At 67.6% G+C, this 19060-nt stretch carries 15 protein-coding genes; 12 read left to right on the top strand and 3 right to left on the bottom strand.

The genetic code is table 11. The features are described from left to right. The first annotated feature begins 100 nt into the window (after positions 1 to 100). Positions 101 to 781 (top strand): type 1 glutamine amidotransferase domain-containing protein, encoded by a 681-nt coding sequence (locus tag ASE39_RS18395; RefSeq protein ID WP_057272067.1) that lies wholly within the window; start codon positions 101 to 103, stop codon positions 779 to 781. 258 nt (positions 782 to 1039) lie between these two features. Beyond that, on the top strand, positions 1040 to 2110 hold the full coding sequence (locus ASE39_RS18390) for an alpha/beta fold hydrolase (RefSeq protein ID WP_242421486.1): 1071 nt from the start codon (positions 1040 to 1042) through the stop codon (positions 2108 to 2110). Positions 2111 to 2202: 92 nt separating this feature from the next. On the opposite strand, the gene ASE39_RS18385 is transcribed toward ASE39_RS18390, so the two are convergent. Then, complete coding sequence (locus ASE39_RS18385) at positions 2203 to 3105, bottom strand: LysR family transcriptional regulator (protein ID WP_010462967.1); 903 nt, start codon at positions 3103 to 3105, stop codon at positions 2203 to 2205. 185 nt (positions 3106 to 3290) lie between these two features. Here ASE39_RS18385 and ASE39_RS18380 point away from each other — a divergent pair, with 185 nt between their 5' ends. The 6 genes from ASE39_RS18380 to ASE39_RS18355 all read left to right on the top strand — a co-directional run bounded on the left by ASE39_RS18380 (position 3291) and on the right by ASE39_RS18355 (position 10545). Then, entirely contained in the window at positions 3291 to 4019 is a 729-nt protein-coding gene (locus tag ASE39_RS18380) for a pirin family protein (RefSeq protein WP_010462965.1), read from the top strand. Between the two features lie 138 nt (positions 4020 to 4157). Beyond that, positions 4158 to 4847 (top strand): hydrolase, encoded by a 690-nt coding sequence (locus ASE39_RS18375; protein ID WP_057272065.1) that lies wholly within the window; start codon positions 4158 to 4160, stop codon positions 4845 to 4847. A 160-nt stretch (positions 4848 to 5007) separates the two neighbouring features. Then, entirely contained in the window at positions 5008 to 6909 is a 1902-nt protein-coding gene (locus ASE39_RS18370) for an amidohydrolase (protein ID WP_057272064.1), read from the top strand. A 2-nt stretch (positions 6910 to 6911) separates the two neighbouring features. Next, a complete protein-coding gene (locus ASE39_RS18365; RefSeq protein ID WP_057272135.1) occupies positions 6912 to 7322 on the top strand; it encodes a DoxX family protein in 411 nt (136 codons plus the stop codon). Continuing rightward, entirely contained in the window at positions 7312 to 9009 is a 1698-nt protein-coding gene (locus ASE39_RS18360) for an MFS transporter (protein ID WP_242421485.1), read from the top strand. Before ASE39_RS18365 ends, ASE39_RS18360 begins: the two co-directional genes overlap by 11 nt. 234 nt (positions 9010 to 9243) lie before the next feature. After that, positions 9244 to 10545 (top strand): PDDEXK nuclease domain-containing protein, encoded by a 1302-nt coding sequence (locus ASE39_RS18355; RefSeq protein WP_082615502.1) that lies wholly within the window; start codon positions 9244 to 9246, stop codon positions 10543 to 10545. Between the two features lie 75 nt (positions 10546 to 10620). Here the strand turns inward: ASE39_RS18355 and ASE39_RS18350 are convergent, their stop codons facing one another. Beyond that, positions 10621 to 12720, bottom strand: coding sequence for a molybdopterin oxidoreductase family protein (locus ASE39_RS18350; protein ID WP_057272063.1), 2100 nt, complete (start codon positions 12718 to 12720; stop codon positions 10621 to 10623). Positions 12721 to 12848: 128 nt separating this feature from the next. Between ASE39_RS18350 and ASE39_RS18345 the strand changes: the two genes are divergently transcribed. Further along, positions 12849 to 13997, top strand: coding sequence for an ABC transporter substrate-binding protein (locus ASE39_RS18345; protein WP_010462952.1), 1149 nt, complete (start codon positions 12849 to 12851; stop codon positions 13995 to 13997). A 145-nt stretch (positions 13998 to 14142) separates the two neighbouring features. Here the strand turns inward: ASE39_RS18345 and argE are convergent, their stop codons facing one another. Continuing rightward, positions 14143 to 15303, bottom strand: a complete 1161-nt coding sequence (gene argE, locus ASE39_RS18340) for an acetylornithine deacetylase (RefSeq protein WP_057272062.1) — start codon at positions 15301 to 15303, stop codon at positions 14143 to 14145. Between the two features lie 76 nt (positions 15304 to 15379). On the opposite strand from argE, the gene ASE39_RS18335 reads away from it, so the two are divergent. From ASE39_RS18335 to ASE39_RS18325, 3 genes are all read left to right on the top strand, one after another. Then, entirely contained in the window at positions 15380 to 16591 is a 1212-nt protein-coding gene (locus tag ASE39_RS18335; RefSeq protein WP_057272061.1) for a M20 aminoacylase family protein, read from the top strand. Between the two features lie 118 nt (positions 16592 to 16709). Then, entirely contained in the window at positions 16710 to 17807 is a 1098-nt protein-coding gene (locus tag ASE39_RS18330; protein WP_057272060.1) for a M14 family metallopeptidase, read from the top strand. A 244-nt stretch (positions 17808 to 18051) separates the two neighbouring features. Further along, the gene (locus tag ASE39_RS18325) at positions 18052 to 19059 is read left to right on the top strand and encodes a helix-turn-helix transcriptional regulator (RefSeq protein ID WP_057272059.1); all 1008 of its coding nucleotides are present in this window, start codon (positions 18052 to 18054) and stop codon (positions 19057 to 19059) included. Position 19060: the final 1 nt, after the last annotated feature.

The raw sequence follows: 19060 nt of genomic DNA, 5'->3' as shown, positions 1-19060 counted from the left end.
TCGGACAAGGCCCAGGTAACGCGCGCTTACCGGCCAGCGCGCTGCATGGCATACGCTGGGCCGTCCTTCCCACTTTTTCGAACACAACGAAAGGCTGCGCATGCACAAGATACTGATGGTCCTCACCTCGCACGACCAGCTGGGCGATACGGGCAAGAAAACCGGCTTCTGGCTCGAAGAGTTTGCCGCCCCGTACTACGTGTTCAAGGATGCGGGGGCCGAGGTGACCCTGGCATCGCCCCAGGGCGGCCAGCCCCCGCTGGACCCCAAGAGCGATGCGCCCGATGCGCAGACCGATGCGACGCGCCGCTTCAAGGGCGATGCCGCCGCCCAGGCGCACCTGGCCAGCACCCTGAAGCTGTCCGAGGTGAACGCGGCCCAGTTCGACGCGGTGTTCTACCCCGGAGGCCACGGCCCGCTGTGGGACCTGGCGTACGACACGCAGTCCATCGCCCTCATCGAGGCCACCCTGGCCGCTGGCAAGCCCCTGGCGGCCGTGTGCCACGCGCCCGGCGTGCTGCGCGGCGTCAAGGCGGCAGACGGCACGCCGCTGGTGCGCGGCAAGAACGTGACGGGCTTCACCAACGGAGAGGAGGCCGCTGCGGGCCTGACGGACGTCGTGCCCTTCCTGGTGGAGAACATGCTCATGTCGCACGGCGGCCTGTACACCAAGCAGGCCGACTGGCAGCCGCACGTGGTCACCGACGGGCTGCTGATCACCGGGCAGAACCCGGCGTCGTCGGAGCCGGCGGCGCAGGCGCTGCTCAAAGCGCTGGGTTGATGCCCACGGGCCGGGCTGGCCTTGCGCGCGACAGCGAGCTGGCCGCCCGGCCTCCTAACCACCAGACGGGCAACAACCCGTCACCCAGCGCTCGTTTGCGCACGGCTCGCGCCCGTCGCCTGCCGTTTCGCGTCACGCCCTTGCGTTTCGTCGCATGCCGCTGCCCCTGCCGGCCCGCGGTGCCTACAGTGCCGCCATGCCGCACCGATCATCACTCCACGGTCGCGGCCCCTGGCACTCCAAGACGAAAGGCGCACCGTGATCCTCCTCCTTACTCTTCTTTCCCTCGCCCTGCGGTGGGCAGCGCGGCACGTCCGGCCCGTGGCGGCCACCGCGTTCGTGGCGCTGGCCGCACTGGCAGGCCCCGCATCGGCCCAGCACGCCGGCCTGCGTACTCTGGTCGTGCCCGGCGACGAGCCGATCAACGTCGCGCTGTTCTACCCCACCGTGCGCAGTGCAGGCGTAGTGCAGCTGGGCCCCTGGCGCCCGGTGGTCGGCCTGGGCGCGCCCGTGTCGGCTGAGCCGCTCAAGGGGCTGATCCTGGTGTCGCACGGCACGGGCGGCAATGAACTCGCCCACCACAACCTGGCCACGCGCCTGGCCGCCGAGGGCTACCTGGTGGCCGCCGTGCGCCACCCGGGTGACAACTGGCAGGACCGCTCCATGATCACCTCGGGCCGCTACTTCGGCGAGCGCCCCCGCCAGGTCAGCCGCGTGCTCGACGCGCTGCTGGCCAGCCCCGAGTGGGGCCCCCGCATTCCGGCCGGCCGCATCGGCGCACTGGGCCACTCGGCCGGCGGCTACACCGTGCTGGCCCTGGCCGGCGCCCAGGCCGAGCCCGCCCGCGCCGCGCAGCACTGCCGCAGCGTGCAGGACGACCCCGGCTTCTGCGGCCTGGCCCAGGGCCCCAAGGCGCCGCAGCCGGCCGCTGCCAACACGGCAACATCCGCCAATGTGGTGCCGGACGGCGCCCTGGTGTCAGTGCCCGACCCGCGCATCCGCGCCATCGTCGCCCTGGCGCCCATGGCCGTGGTGTTCACCCCCGAGAGCCTCAAAGCCGTGACCGTGCCGGTGCTGCTGCGCGTGGCCGAGCAGGATGCCGTGCTGACGGGCAAGTACCACGGCGGGCTGGTGGCCGCCAATCTGCCCACCGCGCAGGCGGACACCGTGCCGGGCGCCGGCCACTTCGCCTTCATGGCCCAACCCAGCCAGAGCCTGCCGTCCGACGCGGGCGACGCCGCCGCCAACCCGGCGGGCTTCGACCGCGTGGCCTACCACGCGGTGCTGGAGGCGCAGGTGGTGCAGTTCTTCGCGCAGCAGTGGCGCTGAGTCTGACTTTTTGAGATAAAAAAGCTGCCTACCGCTTGTCTGGTAAGCGCAAAAAGCTATCAAAAGTGTAGTGCCGGCTTCCGCCGGGCCCACTAGTAAGGCAAGATTCCCGGCAGCAGCGGCCGGGCCAGCCGCTCGCACCACCACTTGAGCGCCTCGCCCCGGTGTTCGGGCTTCCAGGCCAGCCAGAAGGTCTCATCGGCCCGGGGCTCCTCCACCGGCACCTCCACCAGGATGCCGTTTTCCAGCTCCACCCGCACGCAGGCGCGCGGCACGAAGCCGTGGCCCAGCCCGGCGGCCTGGCAGGCGATCTTGGCCTGCATCGACGGCACGGTGATGCGCCGCTGGCCCGACAGCAGGCCCACCGTGCGGTCCGACAGGGTGCGCGCCCCGTCGCCCACCACCACGGCCGTGTGCTCCAGCAGGTCGCTGCGCGTGAGCGGCCGGCCCAGGCGCGCCAGCGGGTGCGACGCGGTCACGCAGAACACGAAGTCCAGGCTGCCCACCGCCACGGCCTTGTAGCCGCCGCCGGCGGGGCCTTCGCCCGCCGCCACGATGATGTCGGCGCGCCCGTCGCGCAGCGCCTCCCAGGTGCCCGTCAGCGCCTCGCAGCCGATGCGCAGGCGCGTGCCGCAGTTCAGCCCCTCAAAGGCCGCGATGTCGTCGTTGAACGCGCTGGTTGGTATCAGCGAGTCGTGCACCAGTCGCAGCTCGGACTCGAACCCGGTGGCTATCTGCCGCAGGCGCGATTCGAGCTGCCGCGCCGAGGCCAGCAGCCAGCGGCCCTCCTTGAGCAGCTCGTGCCCCGCGGGCGTGAGCGTTACGCGCGGCCCGTTGCGGGTGAACAGGGCCAGGCCCAGTTGCTCCTCGAGCTTGCCCACGGCGTAGGAGATGGTGGACGGCACCTTGTGCAGCCGCTCCGAGGCGCCCGCGAACGAGCCGTAGCGGGCAATCGCATCCACCAGTTCGATGGCTTCGAGGGAGAGTTTCAGCATGGCAAAAGGAACGGAATTTCAATCATCGAAATTATCGATGATTGAAGGCCAAACCTTTCAACCTGATGCCCTGCCATGCGCCGGATACTTCATCCATCGCAGCACTGAAGACCAATGAAATCCCGCAGATTTCAAACCGGACACCCAGTGTGAAATTCATCGACAGACATTGAAAGGAAGACACCATGCTCGACATCCGCAAAGCCCAACACCGCGGCAACGCCAACCACGGCTGGCTCCATTCGCGCCACACCTTCTCGTTCGGCCACTACCACGACGCCAACCAGCAAGGCTTTTCCGACCTGCTGGTCATCAACGACGACCGCGTGGCCCCGGGCAAGGGCTTCGGCACCCACCCGCACCGCGACATGGAAATCTTCTCGTACGTGCTGGAAGGCGCGCTGGAGCACAAGGACTCCATGGGCACCGGCTCGGTCATCCGCCCCGGCGACGTGCAGATGATGAGTGCCGGCACTGGCGTGCGCCACAGCGAGTTCAACCACTCCGGCGAAGAACCCGTGCACTTCCTGCAGATCTGGATCGTGCCCGGTGCCCGCGGCGCCGCACCCCGCTACCAGCAGGTGCACTTCAGCGAGGCCGACAAGCGCGGCCGCCTGCGCCAGATCATCTCGCCCGAAGGGGCTGACGGATCGCTGGCCGTGCACCAGGACGCCCGGGTCTATGCCGGCTTGTTCGACGGCAGCGAAGAAGCAGCCGATCTGGACGTGGGTCCGGGCCGCAACGTGTATGTGCACGTGGCCCGCGGCAGCCTGGAGGTGAACGGCGAGCGGCTGTCCGAAGGCGACGGCGCCCGCATCCGCGACGCCGGGGCCCTGCGCTTTGCCCACGGCGAAGGCGCCGAGGTGCTGGTGTTCGACCTGCGGCCCAACGAGCTGCCCACGATGCCGCACTGAGCGAATGGGGCGCCCTGAGGTGCGGGCGGGTGGGCGATGCCGCCCATCCCCTGCGCCCCGGGCCGCCGCATTGCCTTGTCTCGTTTTTTTGTTTGTTCTTCTCGACGCACCTCATCTTCAATTTCCAGGGAGTTCACCATGACCCACGCCAACACCACGACTGCCAGCACCACCGCTCGCCCCGTCGCCTACGCCAAGCCCGGCGCCACGCTGCTGAACGCCGACGACCACACCCTGGTCATGATCGACTTCCAGTCGCAGATGGCCTTTGCCACGCACTCCATCGACGCGATCACGCTGCGCTCCAACGCCGGCCTGGTGGCCAGCGCCGCCGCCGGGTTTGGCGTGGACACCATCCTCACCACCGTGGCTGAGAAGAACTTCAGCGGCCCCATGTTCGAGGAAGTGACCGCACCGTTCCCCGGCCAGGCGCTGCTGGACCGCACCTCCATGAACACCTGGGAAGACGAGGCCGTGATCGCCCGTGTCAACGCCATCGGCAAGCCGCGCATTGTGCTGGCCGGCCTGTGGACCAGCGTGTGCATCGTGGGCCCGGCGCTGTCGGCGCTGGACCAGGGCTTCGAGGTGTATGTGATCGCCGACGCGAGCGGCGACATCTCGGCCGAAGCCCACAACCGCGCCATGGAGCGCATGGTGCAGGCCGGCGCGCGGCCCATCACGGCATTGCAGTACCTGCTGGAGTTGCAGCGCGACTGGGCGCGGGGCGAGACGTACGACATGACGACGGGCATCGCCAAGAAGTTCGGCGGCGGCTATGGCCTGGGCATCACCTACGCCAAGAGCATGTTCAACGCCCACGAGGGTTAAAAAGGGCGCATCAGCCTACTGCGCGGCCGGATCCCGCACCTGTGGTCCTCACCGTACGAGAGTACGGCTGCGGTCCTCGGTGCGACCTCGGCCCGCTCGCTACGAAATCTGGTGCACTCTTTGCGCTCTGCCAATGCTGAAATTTCGAAGTCCGAAGACCATGACACAACCCGCCCAAACCCCTGACCTCATCCTGCGCAACGGCCGCTTCACCACGCTGGACCGCTCCAACCCCACGGCCAGTGCGGTCGCCATTGCGCAAGGGCGCTTCACGCACGTGGGTGACGACCGCGAGGTGATGGCGCTGGCCGGTGCGGGCACGCGGGTCATCGACCTGGGCGGGCGCAGCGTGCTGCCTGGGCTCATCGACAACCACCTGCACATCATCCGCGGCGGCCTCAACTTCAACTTGGAGCTGCGGTGGGACGGGGTGCGCAGCCTGGCCGATGCCATGGCCATGCTCAAAGCGCAGGTGGCGGTGACGCCCGCGCCGCAGTGGGTGCGCGTGGTGGGCGGCTTCACCGAACACCAGTTTGCGGAAAAGCGCCTGCCCACGCTGGCCGAGCTGAACGCCGTGGCGCCGGACACGCCCGTGTTCATCCTGCACCTGTACGACCGCGCGCTGCTCAACGGCGCCGCGCTGCGCGCCGTGGGCTATGGCAAGGACACGCCCGCGCCACCCGGTGGCGAGTTCGTGCGCGACAGCGCGGGCAACCCCACGGGCCTGCTGCTGGCCAAGCCCAATGCGGCCATCCTGTATGCCACGCTGGCCAAGGGCCCGAAGCTGCCGCACGACTACCAGGTCAACTCCACGCGCCACTTCATGCGCGAGCTCAACCGCCTGGGCGTGACCGGCGCCATCGACGCGGGCGGCGGCATGCAGAACTACCCGGATGACTACGACGTGATCCAGGAGCTGGCCGATGCCGACCAGCTCACCATCCGCCTGGCCTACAACCTGTTCACGCAAAAGCCCCAGCACGAGAAGGAAGACTTCCTGAACTGGACGGCCACCTCGCAGTACAAGCAGGGCACGGACTACTTTCGTCACAACGGCGCGGGCGAGATGCTGGTGTTCTCTGCCGCCGACTTCGAGGACTTCCGCCAGCCCCAGCCCGAGCTCGCGCCCGGCATGGAAGGCGAGCTGGAAGAGGTGGTGCGCATCCTCGCGCAGAACCGCTGGCCCTGGCGCATGCACGCCACCTACGACGAGACCATCGAGCGCGCGCTCAACGTGTTCGAGAAGGTCAACCAGGACACACCGCTGGCCGGCCTGAACTGGTTCTTCGACCACGCCGAGACCATCTCGGAAAAGTCCATCGACCGCATCGCCGCCCTGGGCGGCGGCGTGGCCGTGCAGCACCGCATGGCCTACCAGGGCGAGTACTTCGTCGAGCGCTACGGCGCCGCGGCGGCCGAGGCCACGCCCCCGGTCAAGCGCATGCTGGAGAAGGGCGTCAATGTGTCCGCCGGCACCGACGCCACCCGCGTGGCCAGCTACAACCCCTGGGTGTCGCTGTCCTGGCTCGTCACCGGCAAGACGGTGGGCGGCCTGCAGCTCACCCCGCAGCGCAACTGCCTCACCCGCGACCAGGCCCTGCGCATGTGGACCGAGAACGTCACCTGGTTCAGCAACGAGCAAGGCAAGAAGGGCCGCATCGAAGCGGGCCAGCTGGCCGACCTCGTCGTGCCCGATCGCGACTTCTTTGCCTGCCCCGAGTCCGACATCGCCGACACCACGGCCCTGCTCACCGTGGTGGGCGGCAAGGTGGTCTATGGCGTGGGCGACTTCGCGCGCTTTGACGACGCGGCCCCGCCGCCCGCCATGCCCGACTGGTCGCCCGTGCGCACCTTCGGCGGCTACGGCGCCTGGGCCGCCCAGGGAGGGCCGGACGGCGCGCCGCTGCAGGCCGTGCTGCGCAACGCGGCGGCGAACTGCGGCTGTGCCAGCAACTGCAACCTGCACGGCCACGCCCATGCCACGGCCTGGAGCAGCAAGCTGCCGGTGTCCGACCTGCAGGGCTTCTGGGGTGCGATGGGCTGCGCCTGCTGGGCGGTGTGACCGTGCCGCACGCATTGCAAATCGCCGCCACCGCGCCCTGGGTGCAAACGCTGGCGCTGCTGTGCCTGTGCGCCGCATACCTGCAGGGCGGCATCGGCAAGGCCCGCGACTTTGCGAGTGCCGTGGCCGAGGTGCGCTCGCTTGGCCTTGCGCCCGCCGCGCCCATCGCGGCTGCCACGCTGGTGCTGCAGCTCGGAGCCTCGGCGCTCATCCTGTCGGGCTGGTACCGCTGGCTGGGGGCGCTGGCGCTGGCGGGTTTCACCGTGCTCGCCGCCTTGCTGGCTGACCGCTTCTGGGCCGCGCCGCCCGCCGATCGGCAGCGCAGCGCCAACGCTTTTTTTGAACATTGGGGCCTGGTGGGCGGCATGCTGCTCGTCGCCTGGCACGACCTCGGAGGCCACCATGCCGGATAACCAACACGATCGTCACCACCACCACACCCCTGCTGCGCCCGCGCCGGCATCGGCTGCTCCGGCGGCTTCCGGCAGCTTCGCGCCGCTGGCCATCCCCGTCTTCGCGGTGCTCTGGGCCGCCACGGTGCTGGGCAACATCGGCAGCTTCATGCGCGACGTCGCCAGCGCCTGGATGGTGACCGAACTCTCGTCCAGCCCCACCGCGGTCGCGCTGATCCAGACCGCTGCCACGCTGCCCGTCTTTCTGCTCGCCATCCCTGCGGGTGTGCTGTCCGACATCCTGGACCGCCGCCGCTTCCTCATCGGTGTGCAGGTGCTGCTGGCTGCCGTCAGCGGCACGCTGCTCATCCTGGCCAACACCCACACGCTGACGGTGGAGTGGCTGGTGGCGCTGACTTTTGTCGGCGGCATCGGCGCTGCGCTCATGGGCCCCACCTGGCAGTCCATCGTGCCCGAGCTGGTGCCGCGCAGCGAGCTCAAGAGCGCCGTGGCCCTCAACTCGCTGGGCATCAACATCGCACGCGCCATCGGCCCTGCAGCGGGCGGCCTGCTGCTGGCGAGCTTCGGCGCGGCCATGGCCTACGGCCTGGACGTGCTGAGCTATGTGTTCGTGATCGCTGCGCTGCTGTGGTGGAAGCGCCCGAAGGTCGAGGCGTCGGGTTTGAACGAGCAGTTCTTCGGGGCCTTCCGCGCCGGCGTGCGCTACGCCCGCGCCAGCCGCGAACTGCACGTGGTGCTGCTGCGCGCGGCCGTGTTCTTTTTGTTCGCCAGCTCCGTCTGGGCGCTGCTGCCGCTGGTGGCGCGCCGCATGCTGGGCGGCTCGGCAGGCTTTTACGGCGTGATGCTGGGCGCCGTGGGCGCAGGCGCCATCCTGGGCGCCGTGCTGCTGCCCCGTTTGCGCAAGCGCCTGGATACCGACGGCTTGGTGCTGCTGGCATCCCTGCTCACCGCCGCCGTCATGGGCGTGCTGACCGTGGCCCCGCCCCAGTGGGCCGCCGTGGCGCTGATGCTGGTGCTGGGCCTGGGCTGGATCATCGCGCTGACCACCCTCAACGGCGTGGCCCAGGCCGTGCTGCCCAACTGGGTGCGGGGCCGGGGCCTGGCCATCTACCTCATGGTCTTCAACGGCGCGATGGCGGCTGGCAGCCTGGGCTGGGGCCTCATCGCGGGGCAGGCCGGCCTGCCGGTCACGCTGCTGGTGGGCGCGGCCGGGCTGGTGGTGGCATCGCTTATTTTTCACCGCGTGAAGCTGCCCTCCGGCGAGGCCGACCTGCAGCCCTCCAACCACTGGCCCGAGCCCCTGCTGGCCGAACCCGTGGCGCACGACCGGGGCCCGGTGATGGTGCAGATCGAATATCGCATCGCCAAGCCCGACCTGCCCGCCTTCCTGCAGGCCATGCAGCGCCTGTCTGCCGAGCGCCGCCGCGACGGCGCCTACGCCTGGGGCGTGGCCGAACACACCGGCGAGCCGGGTCGGGTCATCGAGTGGTTTCTGGTCGAGTCCTGGGCGGAGCATTTGCGCCAGCACCACCGCGTGTCCAAGGCCGATGCGGACCTGCAGGCGGAGGCTTTGCGGTTTCACCAGGGAGCGGAGCGGCCCGTGGTGCATCACTTTTTGGCGCTGGGGGCTGAGGATGCCGAAGCTGAAGCAGGCAATGGCGATGCCCGTAAAGCCCCAGGGTCATGACTCTCTGGTTAGCGTCGACTGGTTGCGCGCGCGGAGGGCTCGCTGGGTTGCTGACAGAACGCTCATAATTCCCCGTCCATCAGCCATGAGAGCCCCCTTGCTTCCACAACACCTGCCCGGCCCGCACCAGCGCACCCCCTGGCTGTCGCTGCGGCCAGGGGGGCACACAGCCCCTGAACTATCGGCTCGACGCCCGGCCTTCGCCTGCGGCGAGTCTGCTGGTGAGAACGCCTTATGACGGCTCTGCAAGCGCCATCCGACCTGCTGACGCGCATTCGCCAGATCTGGGAGTCTGCGCGCACGCAGGCGGCCCGCTCGGTCAACACGGCACATGTGTGTGCCAACTGGATGATCGGCCAGCAGATCGTCGAGGCCGAGCAGGGCGGCGCCAAGCGTGCAGAGTATGGCAAGGCATTGCTCAAAGCGTTGTCATCGCAGTTGACGGCGGACTATGGGGACGGGTTTTCCGTCAGCGCGCTGCAGTACATGCGCAGTTTTTTCCTGGCTTACCCCGACCTGCTGGCAAAACAACACGCACTGCGTGTTGTTTTGGATGTGGGACAGATTCAGCACGCAGTGCGTGGTGAATTGGGTGCGGATACTGATCGCGATTGGCGGCCCGGAGCGTTGCACCCGGGCTTGTCATGGACGCACTACCGCACGCTGCAGAAGGAGGGGCGCCGCGCAGTGCGTGACTTCTATGAAATCGAGGCGGTGAACAACGGCTGGTCTGCCCGCCAGTTGGAGCGGCAGATGCACTCTTTCTTGTTCGAGCGGCTGGCCAAGAGCCGCGACAAGCAAGGGCTGCTCGCTCTGGTCAACGAAGGGCAGGTACTGGCCCGGCCTCACGATGCCATCAAAGACCCCTATGTGCTGGAGTTTTTGAATCTGCCGGAATCGCATCGCTTGGTGGAGTCGCGCATCGAAGAAGCCTTGATCAACCAGCTGCAATCCTTCCTGCTGGAGTTGGGCAGCGGCTTTGCTTTCGTGGGGCGGCAGCGCAGGCTGACGCTGGATGGCGATCACTTCTACCCCGACCTGGTGTTCTATCACGTCAAGCTCAAGTGCTATGTCGTGATCGACTTGAAAGTGGGCAAGCTCACCCATGGGGACTTGGGCCAGATGCAGTTGTATGTGCACTATTACGACCGCGAGGTCACCGGCCCGGGTGACAACCCCACGATCGGGCTGCTGTTGTGCAGCGAAAAGAACGACGCGGTGGTGCGCTACGTGCTCGGTGACCAGAGCGAGCAGATATTTGCAAGTCGCTACCAGTTCGCCCTGCCCAGCGAGGACGCCTTGCGCGCAGAAATTCAGCGCGAGCTCGAACAGTGGGAGCAAGCGGCTCCCAAAGCGACGCGCAAAGCGAGTGTGCCCCGTACGTCGAGCCAGCCAGCAGATGCAGGTGAAGCCGTCAAGCGAGCAAAACCCGCCAAGGCAACCAAGGCGGAGGTCAAGCCCAAGGTACGGGTCAAACCGGTGAAGGTTGCAAAGCCCCGCACGAAAACCCCAGCGTCAAAAAGCCGGCTCCAGTGATTCGGGGCGGGTCTGGCGCTTCTACGCAGCCGGTGCCCAGATCTGCTGCATCCGCCGGCTGCATTGTCGGAGCACTCAGGAAGACACCGCCGGTTCAGCGCAAGCCTCCACCTCCACCAAGCAGTCATAAAACGTCGGCGCCCGCCCCAAATCCGTCAGCGCCTGGCTCGTCAACTCGTTCACGTTCGTCCCGTCGAGCCCCAGCTTGCGCCACCAGATGCCCAGGCCGTTGACCACGCCGGGGCGTGCGCGGCGGGAGACGGTGGCGTGGCACTGGTAGCTGCCGCGGTCGTTGAACACGCGCACCACGGCGTCGTTGCCGATGCTGCGGGCTTCGGCGTCGTCGGGGTGGATCTCCAGGATCGGGCGGCCTTCGATGTTGCGCAGGCTCGTCACGTTCACGAAGGTGGAGTTCAGGAAGTTGCGCGCCGGCGGCGAGATCATGGCCAGGGGGTAGCGTGCGTCGGTGCCTTGCAACTCGTAGTTGGGCAGGTGGTCGGGCAGGCCGTCCAGGCCCTGGGCGGCCAGGCGGGCGCTGTAGAACTCGCACTTGCCCGAGGGTGACGGAAAGTTGCCTTCGGCAAACAGCGCATCGGGAATGGCCACGGTGGCAAAGCCTTGGGATTCGAGCAGCGCGTAGTCCACGGCATCGCCGAACGCCTGGCGGCACAGCGCCTCGTCGGTGTCGGCAAAGCAGGGGTCGGCAAAACCCATGCGCGCGGCCAGGTCGCGGAAGATCTGGGCGTTGCTGCGGGCTTCGCCCAGGGGCTGGATGGCGGGGCGGTTGAGCACCACGTCGGTGTGCCCGTAGGACAGGTGCACGTCCCAGTGTTCGAGCTGCGTGGTGGCGGGCAGGATGTAGTCCGCGTAGTCGGCGGTGTCGGTCTTGAAGTGCTCCAGCACCACGGTGAAAAGGTCTTCGCGCGCAAAGCCGCGCACCACCTTGCCCGAGTCCGGGGCCACGGCCACGGGGTTGCTGTTGTAGACCACCACGGCCTCGACCTTCGGGCCGAAGGCGGGCGATGCCTCGCGCAGCAGGTCGTCGCCGATGGTCGTCATGTTGATGGTGCGCGGCACGCGCCCTGCGGCCGCCTGGGGCATCAAATCGGGCCGCTGCAGCACCGCGCGCTGGGCCGGGAACTGGCCGGAGCTGGACAGCAGCAAGCCGCCGGCGCGGTGGCGCCAGGCACCGGTGAGGGCGGGCAGGCAGGTGACGGCGCGCACGGCATTGCCGCCGCCGCGCACGCGCTGCATGCCGTAGTTCAGGCGGATGGCGGCGGGCTTGGTGGTGCCGTAGTCCTGGGCCAGCTGGCGGATCTGCTCGACCGGAATGCCGCAGACTTCGGCGGCGCGCTCGGGCGGCCACTGCAGGGCGCGCTCGCGCAACTGGTCCCAGCCCAGCGTGTGGCGCGCGATGTAGTCGTGGTCCAGCCAGTCGTGGGCGATCAGTTCGTGCATCAGTGCCAGGGCCAGCGCGGCGTCGGTGCCGGGGCGCAGGGCGATGTGCTCGTGGCACTTGTCGGCCGTCTCGCTCTTGCGCGGGTCGATGCACACCAGCTTGGCGCCACTCCTCTTGGCCTGCTGCGCGTAGCGCCAGAAGTGCAGGTTGCTGCCGATGGAGTTGCTGCCCCAGATCAGGATGAGCTGCGATTCGGCGAAGAACTCCACCTTCATGCCCACCTTGCCGCCCAGGGTCTGCGTCAGCGCCTCGGCGCCTGCCGACGCACAGATGGTGCGGTCCAGCAGCGATGCGCCCAACTGGTGGAAGAAGCGCCGGTCCATGCTCTCGCCCTGCACCATGCCCATGGTGCCGGCGTAGCTGTAGGGCAACACGGCTTCGGGAGCGCGCGCGGCGATGGACTGCAGGCGCTGGGCGATGTCGTCCAGGGCTTCGTCCCAGCCCACGGGCGCGAATTGGCCGCTGCCCTTGGGGCCTGTGCGCTTGAGCGGAGTGAGCACGCGCTCGGGGTGGTAGCTGCGTTCGGTGTACTTGCTCACCTTGGCGCAAAGCACGCCGTCGGTGTGGCGGTGATCGGGGTTGCCCTGCACGCGGGTGGCCACGCCGTTTTCCACCGTGGTGATCAGGGCGCAGGTGTCCGGGCAGTCGTGCGGGCAGGCCCCGCGCACCTGAATCGGTACAGACAGAGGGGAATTGGCGGCAGAAGACGTGTGCATTCTGTGGGTTGATCGTTAAACTGCAAGCAGGGTTGGAAACGGCGTGCATAGGTTGCCGCAGTTCCAAGGAGGCTGCCTGAAGGCAGCGCAGAGGGTTCACCCTCTTTTACAAGAGCAGAGATTTCACCATGAACCAACCGGTATTGGGGCGCAGGCAGTTTTCCGTGGGCTTGGGTGCGGCAGCCCTCGGGGGCTTCCATCTGGCACACGCGCAAAGCGAAGGCCGGATTGTGCTGGGGCAGTCTGCCGCCTTTACCGGCCCTGCCGCGCAGCTGGGTGTGCAGTTCAACCTGGGCGCCAAGCTCTTTTTCGACCAGCTCAATGCGCAGGGTGGCGTGGGCAAGCGCACGGTGGAAATCCGCACCATGGACGACGGCTACGAGCCCGACCGCTGTGCCGAGAACACCAGGAAGCTCATTGCCGAAGACGTGTTTGCCCTGTTTGGTTACATCGGCACGCCCACCAGCTTGGCGGCGATGCCCATCTTCACCAAGGAAAAAGTGCCGTTTTTCGGCCCCTTCACCGGCGCCGAGGCGCTGCGCCAGCCTTTCAATCGGCTGATTTTCCATGTGCGTGCTTCGTACTATGACGAGACCGCGCTCATCGTGCGCCAGCTCACCAACCTGGGACTCAAGAAGATCGCGGTTTTCTACCAGAACGATGCCTATGGCAAGGCCGGGCTCGATGGTGTGACAAAGGCGCTGACAGAGCTCAAGCTCGCGCCTGTGGCCACCGCCACGGTGGAGCGCAATTCGACCGACGTGAAAGCGGCCGTCGACAAGCTGGTGCCGGCTAAGCCGGATGCCGTGGTGCAGATCACCGCCTATGCCTCGGCCGCAGCCTTCGTGCGCGCAGCGCGCAAGGCGGGCTTTGGCGGCACGTTCTACAACGTGTCGTTTGTGGGCACCCAGGCGCTGGCCGATGAGCTGGGCAAGGATGGCGCTGGCGTGGTGGTGTCGCAGGTCGTGCCTTCCCCTTACCAGCCGTCGCGCCAGATCACCCGCGAGTTTCTCGAAGCCATCAAGAAGGGTGGCGACAAGGTGCAGGCCAATTACTCGAGCATGGAAGGCTACTTGGCAGCCCGGGTGTTCACGGAGGGCCTGCGCCAAGCCCAGGGCAGTGGAAAACCCACGCGCGAAGGGCTGATTGCCGGCATCGAGTCCTTGGGCAACCAGGTGGTCTCGGGCTTTCCCATTGCGTTCAGTGCCACCAGCCATGCGGCATCGAAATTTGTCGAAATGTCGATGCTGACCGGTGATGGGCGAGTGAGGACTTGATATCCCCCTGAGCCGCTTCGCGGCTTCCCCCAAGGGGGACGCCACCCGTGGCCTGGCGGAGCCAGTTCCACGGTGGCGCTGGCCTTGGGGCGCGCCAGTTGCGGGTGGGACGGGCGTTGTCTACCGTCTGTCGAATGTCTGTGTTTCAGCCAATGGCCGTGGTGCGCGCCAGGCCCTGCATGAACGCCTCGCACCGGCCGAGCTGTTCCAGGCTCACGTACTCGTCGGGCTGGTGCGCCTGCTGGATGCTGCCGGGGCCGCAGACCACGGTGGAGATGCCGGCGTTCTTGAACAGGCCGGCTTCGGTGCCGAAGGCCACGAGGGTGGTGCTCTTCTCGCCCGACAGGGTCTGCGCCAGGCGCGTGACCGGGTCGTCCTTGCTGCCCAGAAAGCTCGGGATCTCGCAGATGGTTTCAAACGAGAAGCCGGCCGCGGGCGCCACCTGCTTCATGCGCGGCTCCAGTGATTTGGCATACGCCACCACCTCGGACTGCATCTGCGCGGCGTTGGCCGTGGGCAGGTCGCGGAATTCGTAGCGGAACTCGGCGTCGCGCGGCACCACGTTGTCCGCGATGCCGCCGTGGAACTGCCCTACGCTGGTGGTCGAGAACGGCACGTCAAAGCCCTCGAAGCGGGTTTCGTTCTTTTCAAAATCTTCTGCCATGTCGCGCACCCGGCCCACCACGCGGGCGGCCATCTCGATGGCGTTGACGGAATGCGGCGTGAGGGACGAATGCGCCTCCTTGCCCCGCACGCAGCACTTGTAGCGGTACACGCCCTTGTGGGCGATGGCCGGCACCATACTGGTGGGCTCCCCCACGATGCACGCCAGGGGCTTGATGTTCGCGTCGCGCAGGTCGGCGATCAGCTCCTTCACGCCGAAGCAGCCGATCTCTTCTTCGTAGCTGAAGGCCAGGTGGATGGCGAAGGGTGCATGGCTGTTCAGGAACTGCTCCGCATGTGAGACGGCAATGCCGATGAAAGCCTTCATGTCGGCGCTGCCGCGCCCGTAGAGCCTGTCGTCCTTCACGAGCGCGCTCAGCGGGTCCATGCTCCAGTCCTGGCCATCCCAGGGGACGGTGTCGGTATGGCCCGACAGGATCACCCCCGCCGACTTGCCTTCGCCCAGCGTGGCAAACAGGTTGGCCTTGGTTTTGTCGGCATTGAAGGTCAGGCGGCTTTTGACGCCCAGCCGTGCCAAGTGGTCACGGATGAAATGGATCAGCTCCAGGTTGGACTGGTCGCTGACGGTGTTCATGCGTACGAGGGTTTGCGCAAGTTCGAGGGCGTGTGGGGAAAGCTTCATGTTGCAGTGCAAATAAACCCCGGGTGGCGCAAGGCAGGCCAGCGGGCTAGACTGTGAGATCGTAAGGACACATATCATGAACGTTATCGACTCCATCGTCACCCAGGCGGCCAGTATTGCAGCGGTGCGCCGGGACATTCACGCGCATCCCGAGCTGTGCTTCGAAGAGGTGCGCACCGCTGACGTGGTGGCCCAAAAGCTCACCGAATGGGGGATTCCGATCCACCGCGGCCTGGGCAAGACGGGCGTGGTGGGCATCGTCAAGGGCCGCGACGGCGGCGCCAGCGGCCGGGCCATTGGCCTGCGCGCCGACATGGACGCCCTGCCCATGCAGGAGTTCAACACCTTCGCCCACGCGAGCAAGCACCAGGGCAAGATGCACGCGTGCGGCCACGACGGCCACGTGGCCATGCTGCTGGCCGCGGCGCAGCACTTTGCCAAGCACCGCAATTTCGACGGCACCGTGTATCTGATCTTCCAGCCCGCGGAAGAGGGCGGCGGTGGTGCCCGCGTGATGATCGAAGACGGCCTGTTCGAGCAGTTCCCCATGGAGGCCGTGTACGGCATGCACAACTGGCCCGGCATGCCGGTGGGCACGTTTGCCGTGAGCCCCGGCCCGGTGATGGCTTCCACCAGCGAGTTCAAGATCACCCTGCGCGGCAAGGGCGGCCATGCGGCCCTGCCGCACACCGGCATCGACCCGGTGCCGATCGCCTGCCAGATGGTGCAGACCTTCCAGACCATCATCAGCCGCAACAAGAAGCCGGTGGATGCGGGCGTGATCTCGGTCACCATGATCCACGCGGGCGAGGCCACCAACGTGGTGCCCGACAGCGTGGAACTGCAGGGCACGGTGCGCACGTTCACCGTGGAGGTGCTGGACCTGATTGAAAAGCGCATGCGCCAGATTGCCGAGCATACCTGCGCGGCGCACGACGCCACCTGCGAATTCGCGTTCGTGCGCAACTACCCGCCCACCGTCAACTCGCCCGCCGAGGCCGAGTTCGCGCGCAAGGTCATGACCGAGATCGTCGGCGAAAGCCATGTGCTGCCCCAGGAGCCCACCATGGGCGCCGAAGACTTCGCCTACATGCTGCAGGCCAAGCCCGGCGCGTACTGCTTCATCGCCAACGGCGACGGCGCGCACCGCGAGATGGGCCATGGCGGCGGCCCCTGCATGCTGCACAACCCGAGCTACGACTTCAACGACGACCTGATCCCGCTGGGCGCCACCTACTGGGTCAAGCTGGCCGAGCAGTGGCTGGCCCAGCCCACGACGACGGCCTGAGCACCACCACCGCTCTGCAACCGTTGATTCTGGTTCTGTCTTGAAACCCTGGGCGCCCTGTGTGCCCCGGGTTTTCTTTTGTCCCCCTCCCCCCCCCCGACCCCTGAAAGCCCCGCCCATGATCGGCATCCCCAGCGCCTTTTCCTCCAGCTACGCAGAAGCCCGCACCAAGTTTCTGGAGGGCGCCGCCGCAGCCGGCCTGCCCATCGAATCCCATGCCCACCCGCTCAAGGGCCGTGATGGCGAAGACCTGGCCATGGACGTGGTGCGCGATGGCCCGGCCGATGCCAAGAAGCTGCTCATCGTGAGCAGCGCCTGCCACGGCGTGGAGGGCTACTGCGGCAGCGGCGTGCAGGTGTTTGCGCTGCACGACCAAGAGTGGCGCGACAAGGCACGTGCCGCCGGCGTGGCCACGCTGTACATCCATGCGCTCAACCCGTATGGCTTCTCGCACGTGCGCCGTTTCACGCACGAGAACGTGGACCTGAACCGCAACTTCCAGGACTTCAGCCAGCCCCTGCCCGTGAACAAGGCCTACCGCGAGGTGCAGCCCCTGCTGCTGCCCGAGCAGTGGCCGCCCTCGGCCGAGAACGCCGCCGCCCGGCAGCAGTACATCGACACGCATGGCGAATCCGCCTGGCAGGCCGCCATCTCGCAGGGCCAGCACGAGTTTCCGCAGGGCGTGTTCTTTGGCGGCACCGAGCCCACCTGGAGCAACCGCACGCTGCGCCAGGTGCTGCGCCAGCATGGCGCCAACGCATCGCACATCGCCTGGATCGACCTGCACACGGGCCTGGGCCCCAGCGGCCACGGCGAACGCATCTACGCCGGCAAGGACGACGCCGACTCCGTGGCCCGCGCCCGCGCCTGGTGGGACGGTGGCGGCGCCACGCCGGTCACTTCCATCTACGACGGCTCCTCGACGTCGGCCTTCCTCACCGGGCTGATGTGGAACTCCGTCTACGACGAATGCCCCCATGCCGAAACCACAGGCATTGCGATGGAATACGGCACCGTGCCGGTGCTGGAGGTGATGGACGCGATCCGCGCCGAGCAGTGGCTCAACCTGCACCCCGAGGCACCGGCAGAGCAGCATGCCCAGATCAAGGCGCAGATGCTGGCCGCGTTCTACACCGACACTGACACGTGGAAGGGCCAGATCGTGAGCCAGGCGCGCCAGTCGATGTTCCAGGCGGTGGATGGCCTGGCCCGATAGATAGGTCGAATCGGCCTCTTGTGCTTAACCATTGAGCGCAAGGCGCTATAAAAAATATAGTGTCCGGTGGATGTGAGGCCGTTTGCGATGCGGCGCGCGGGGCGCACGACGGCGCGGGTGCACGCTCTGCGCGGGCCGGGGGCGCTGGCGTCGTGCGCGCGGCGGCTACCATCGCCCCAAAACCAGGAGACCGCGCCATGGCCTTTGCACCCACCGCGCTGCGCGCAGCGCAGCACCCGCTCCGATGAGCGTGCCAGGCCCCCAGCCCGGCGCAGGGCCGCACCCCGATGCCGTGCGGGCGCTCAGCCGCAGCCTGCTCGCGCTGGGGCAGCTGGCGCGGCACACGCAGCCCCAGGACATGCTGCACCAGGCCCTGCAGACGCTGCAGGCGCTGGTGCCGTTCGACTCGGCCTGGTGGGGCGAGATGTCGGCAGGCGACGTGCACACCAGCCCTCGCAACTGGCTGCATGGCAGCATGGGCCTGAGCCAGAGCTTTGCGCAGGAATGGAATGAACTGTCTGCCGTGGACGAGTTCGCGCGCCAGTCCATGAGCCGGCTCGGCGTGGTGATCCGCGAACGCGACGTGACCGGCGACATCGCCGAACACGCCAAGGTGCTGGCGTTCAGCGAGCGCCATGGCCTGTACCACTGCATGGCGCTCACGGCCGAGCTGCCGCACAGCGGCCTGCTGTTTTTCGTCTCGGTGTACCGCCCGCAAGCCCGCACCGAATTCACTGACGAGGAGACCGTACTGTTCGGCGAGTTTGTCGTGCACCTGCTGCAGCACTGGCACCACCGGCTGCAGGCGCTGCAAAGCGATTCGCCCAGCCGCCCGTGGGACAGCTTTGCTCTCGCCGAGCCTTCGGGCGATCTGCTGTTTGCGGGGCTGCGCATCAGCCTCGCGCTGGGCAAGGCCCACCCCGGCTGGGCAGGCACGCGGCTGCCGACGGCTGTGGTGCAAGACCTTGCGCGCGCGCCGTGCACCGTGGCCGTGGGCAAGGCCTGCCGCCTGCGGATGGAACCCTGCGGCTCGCTGGTGGCCATCAGCATCGCATCGCGCCACCCGAAGTCGCCGCTGGCGCCGCGCGAACTGAGCGCGGCCATGCTCTACGCGCAGGGGCGCTCACACAAGGACATCGCCGCCACGCTCGGGCTCACGCCCGCCACCGTGCGCACGTACCTGCGCACCGCCTATGCGGCGCTGGGGGTGAGCAACAAGCTGGAGCTGGTGGCGGCGCTGCGCACCGCCTGAG

The organism is Acidovorax sp. Root267, assembly GCF_001429215.1.
Lineage (GTDB): Bacteria > Pseudomonadota > Gammaproteobacteria > Burkholderiales > Burkholderiaceae_C > Acidovorax > Acidovorax radicis.
This window is presented reverse-complemented; position numbering and strand designations above follow the sequence as displayed.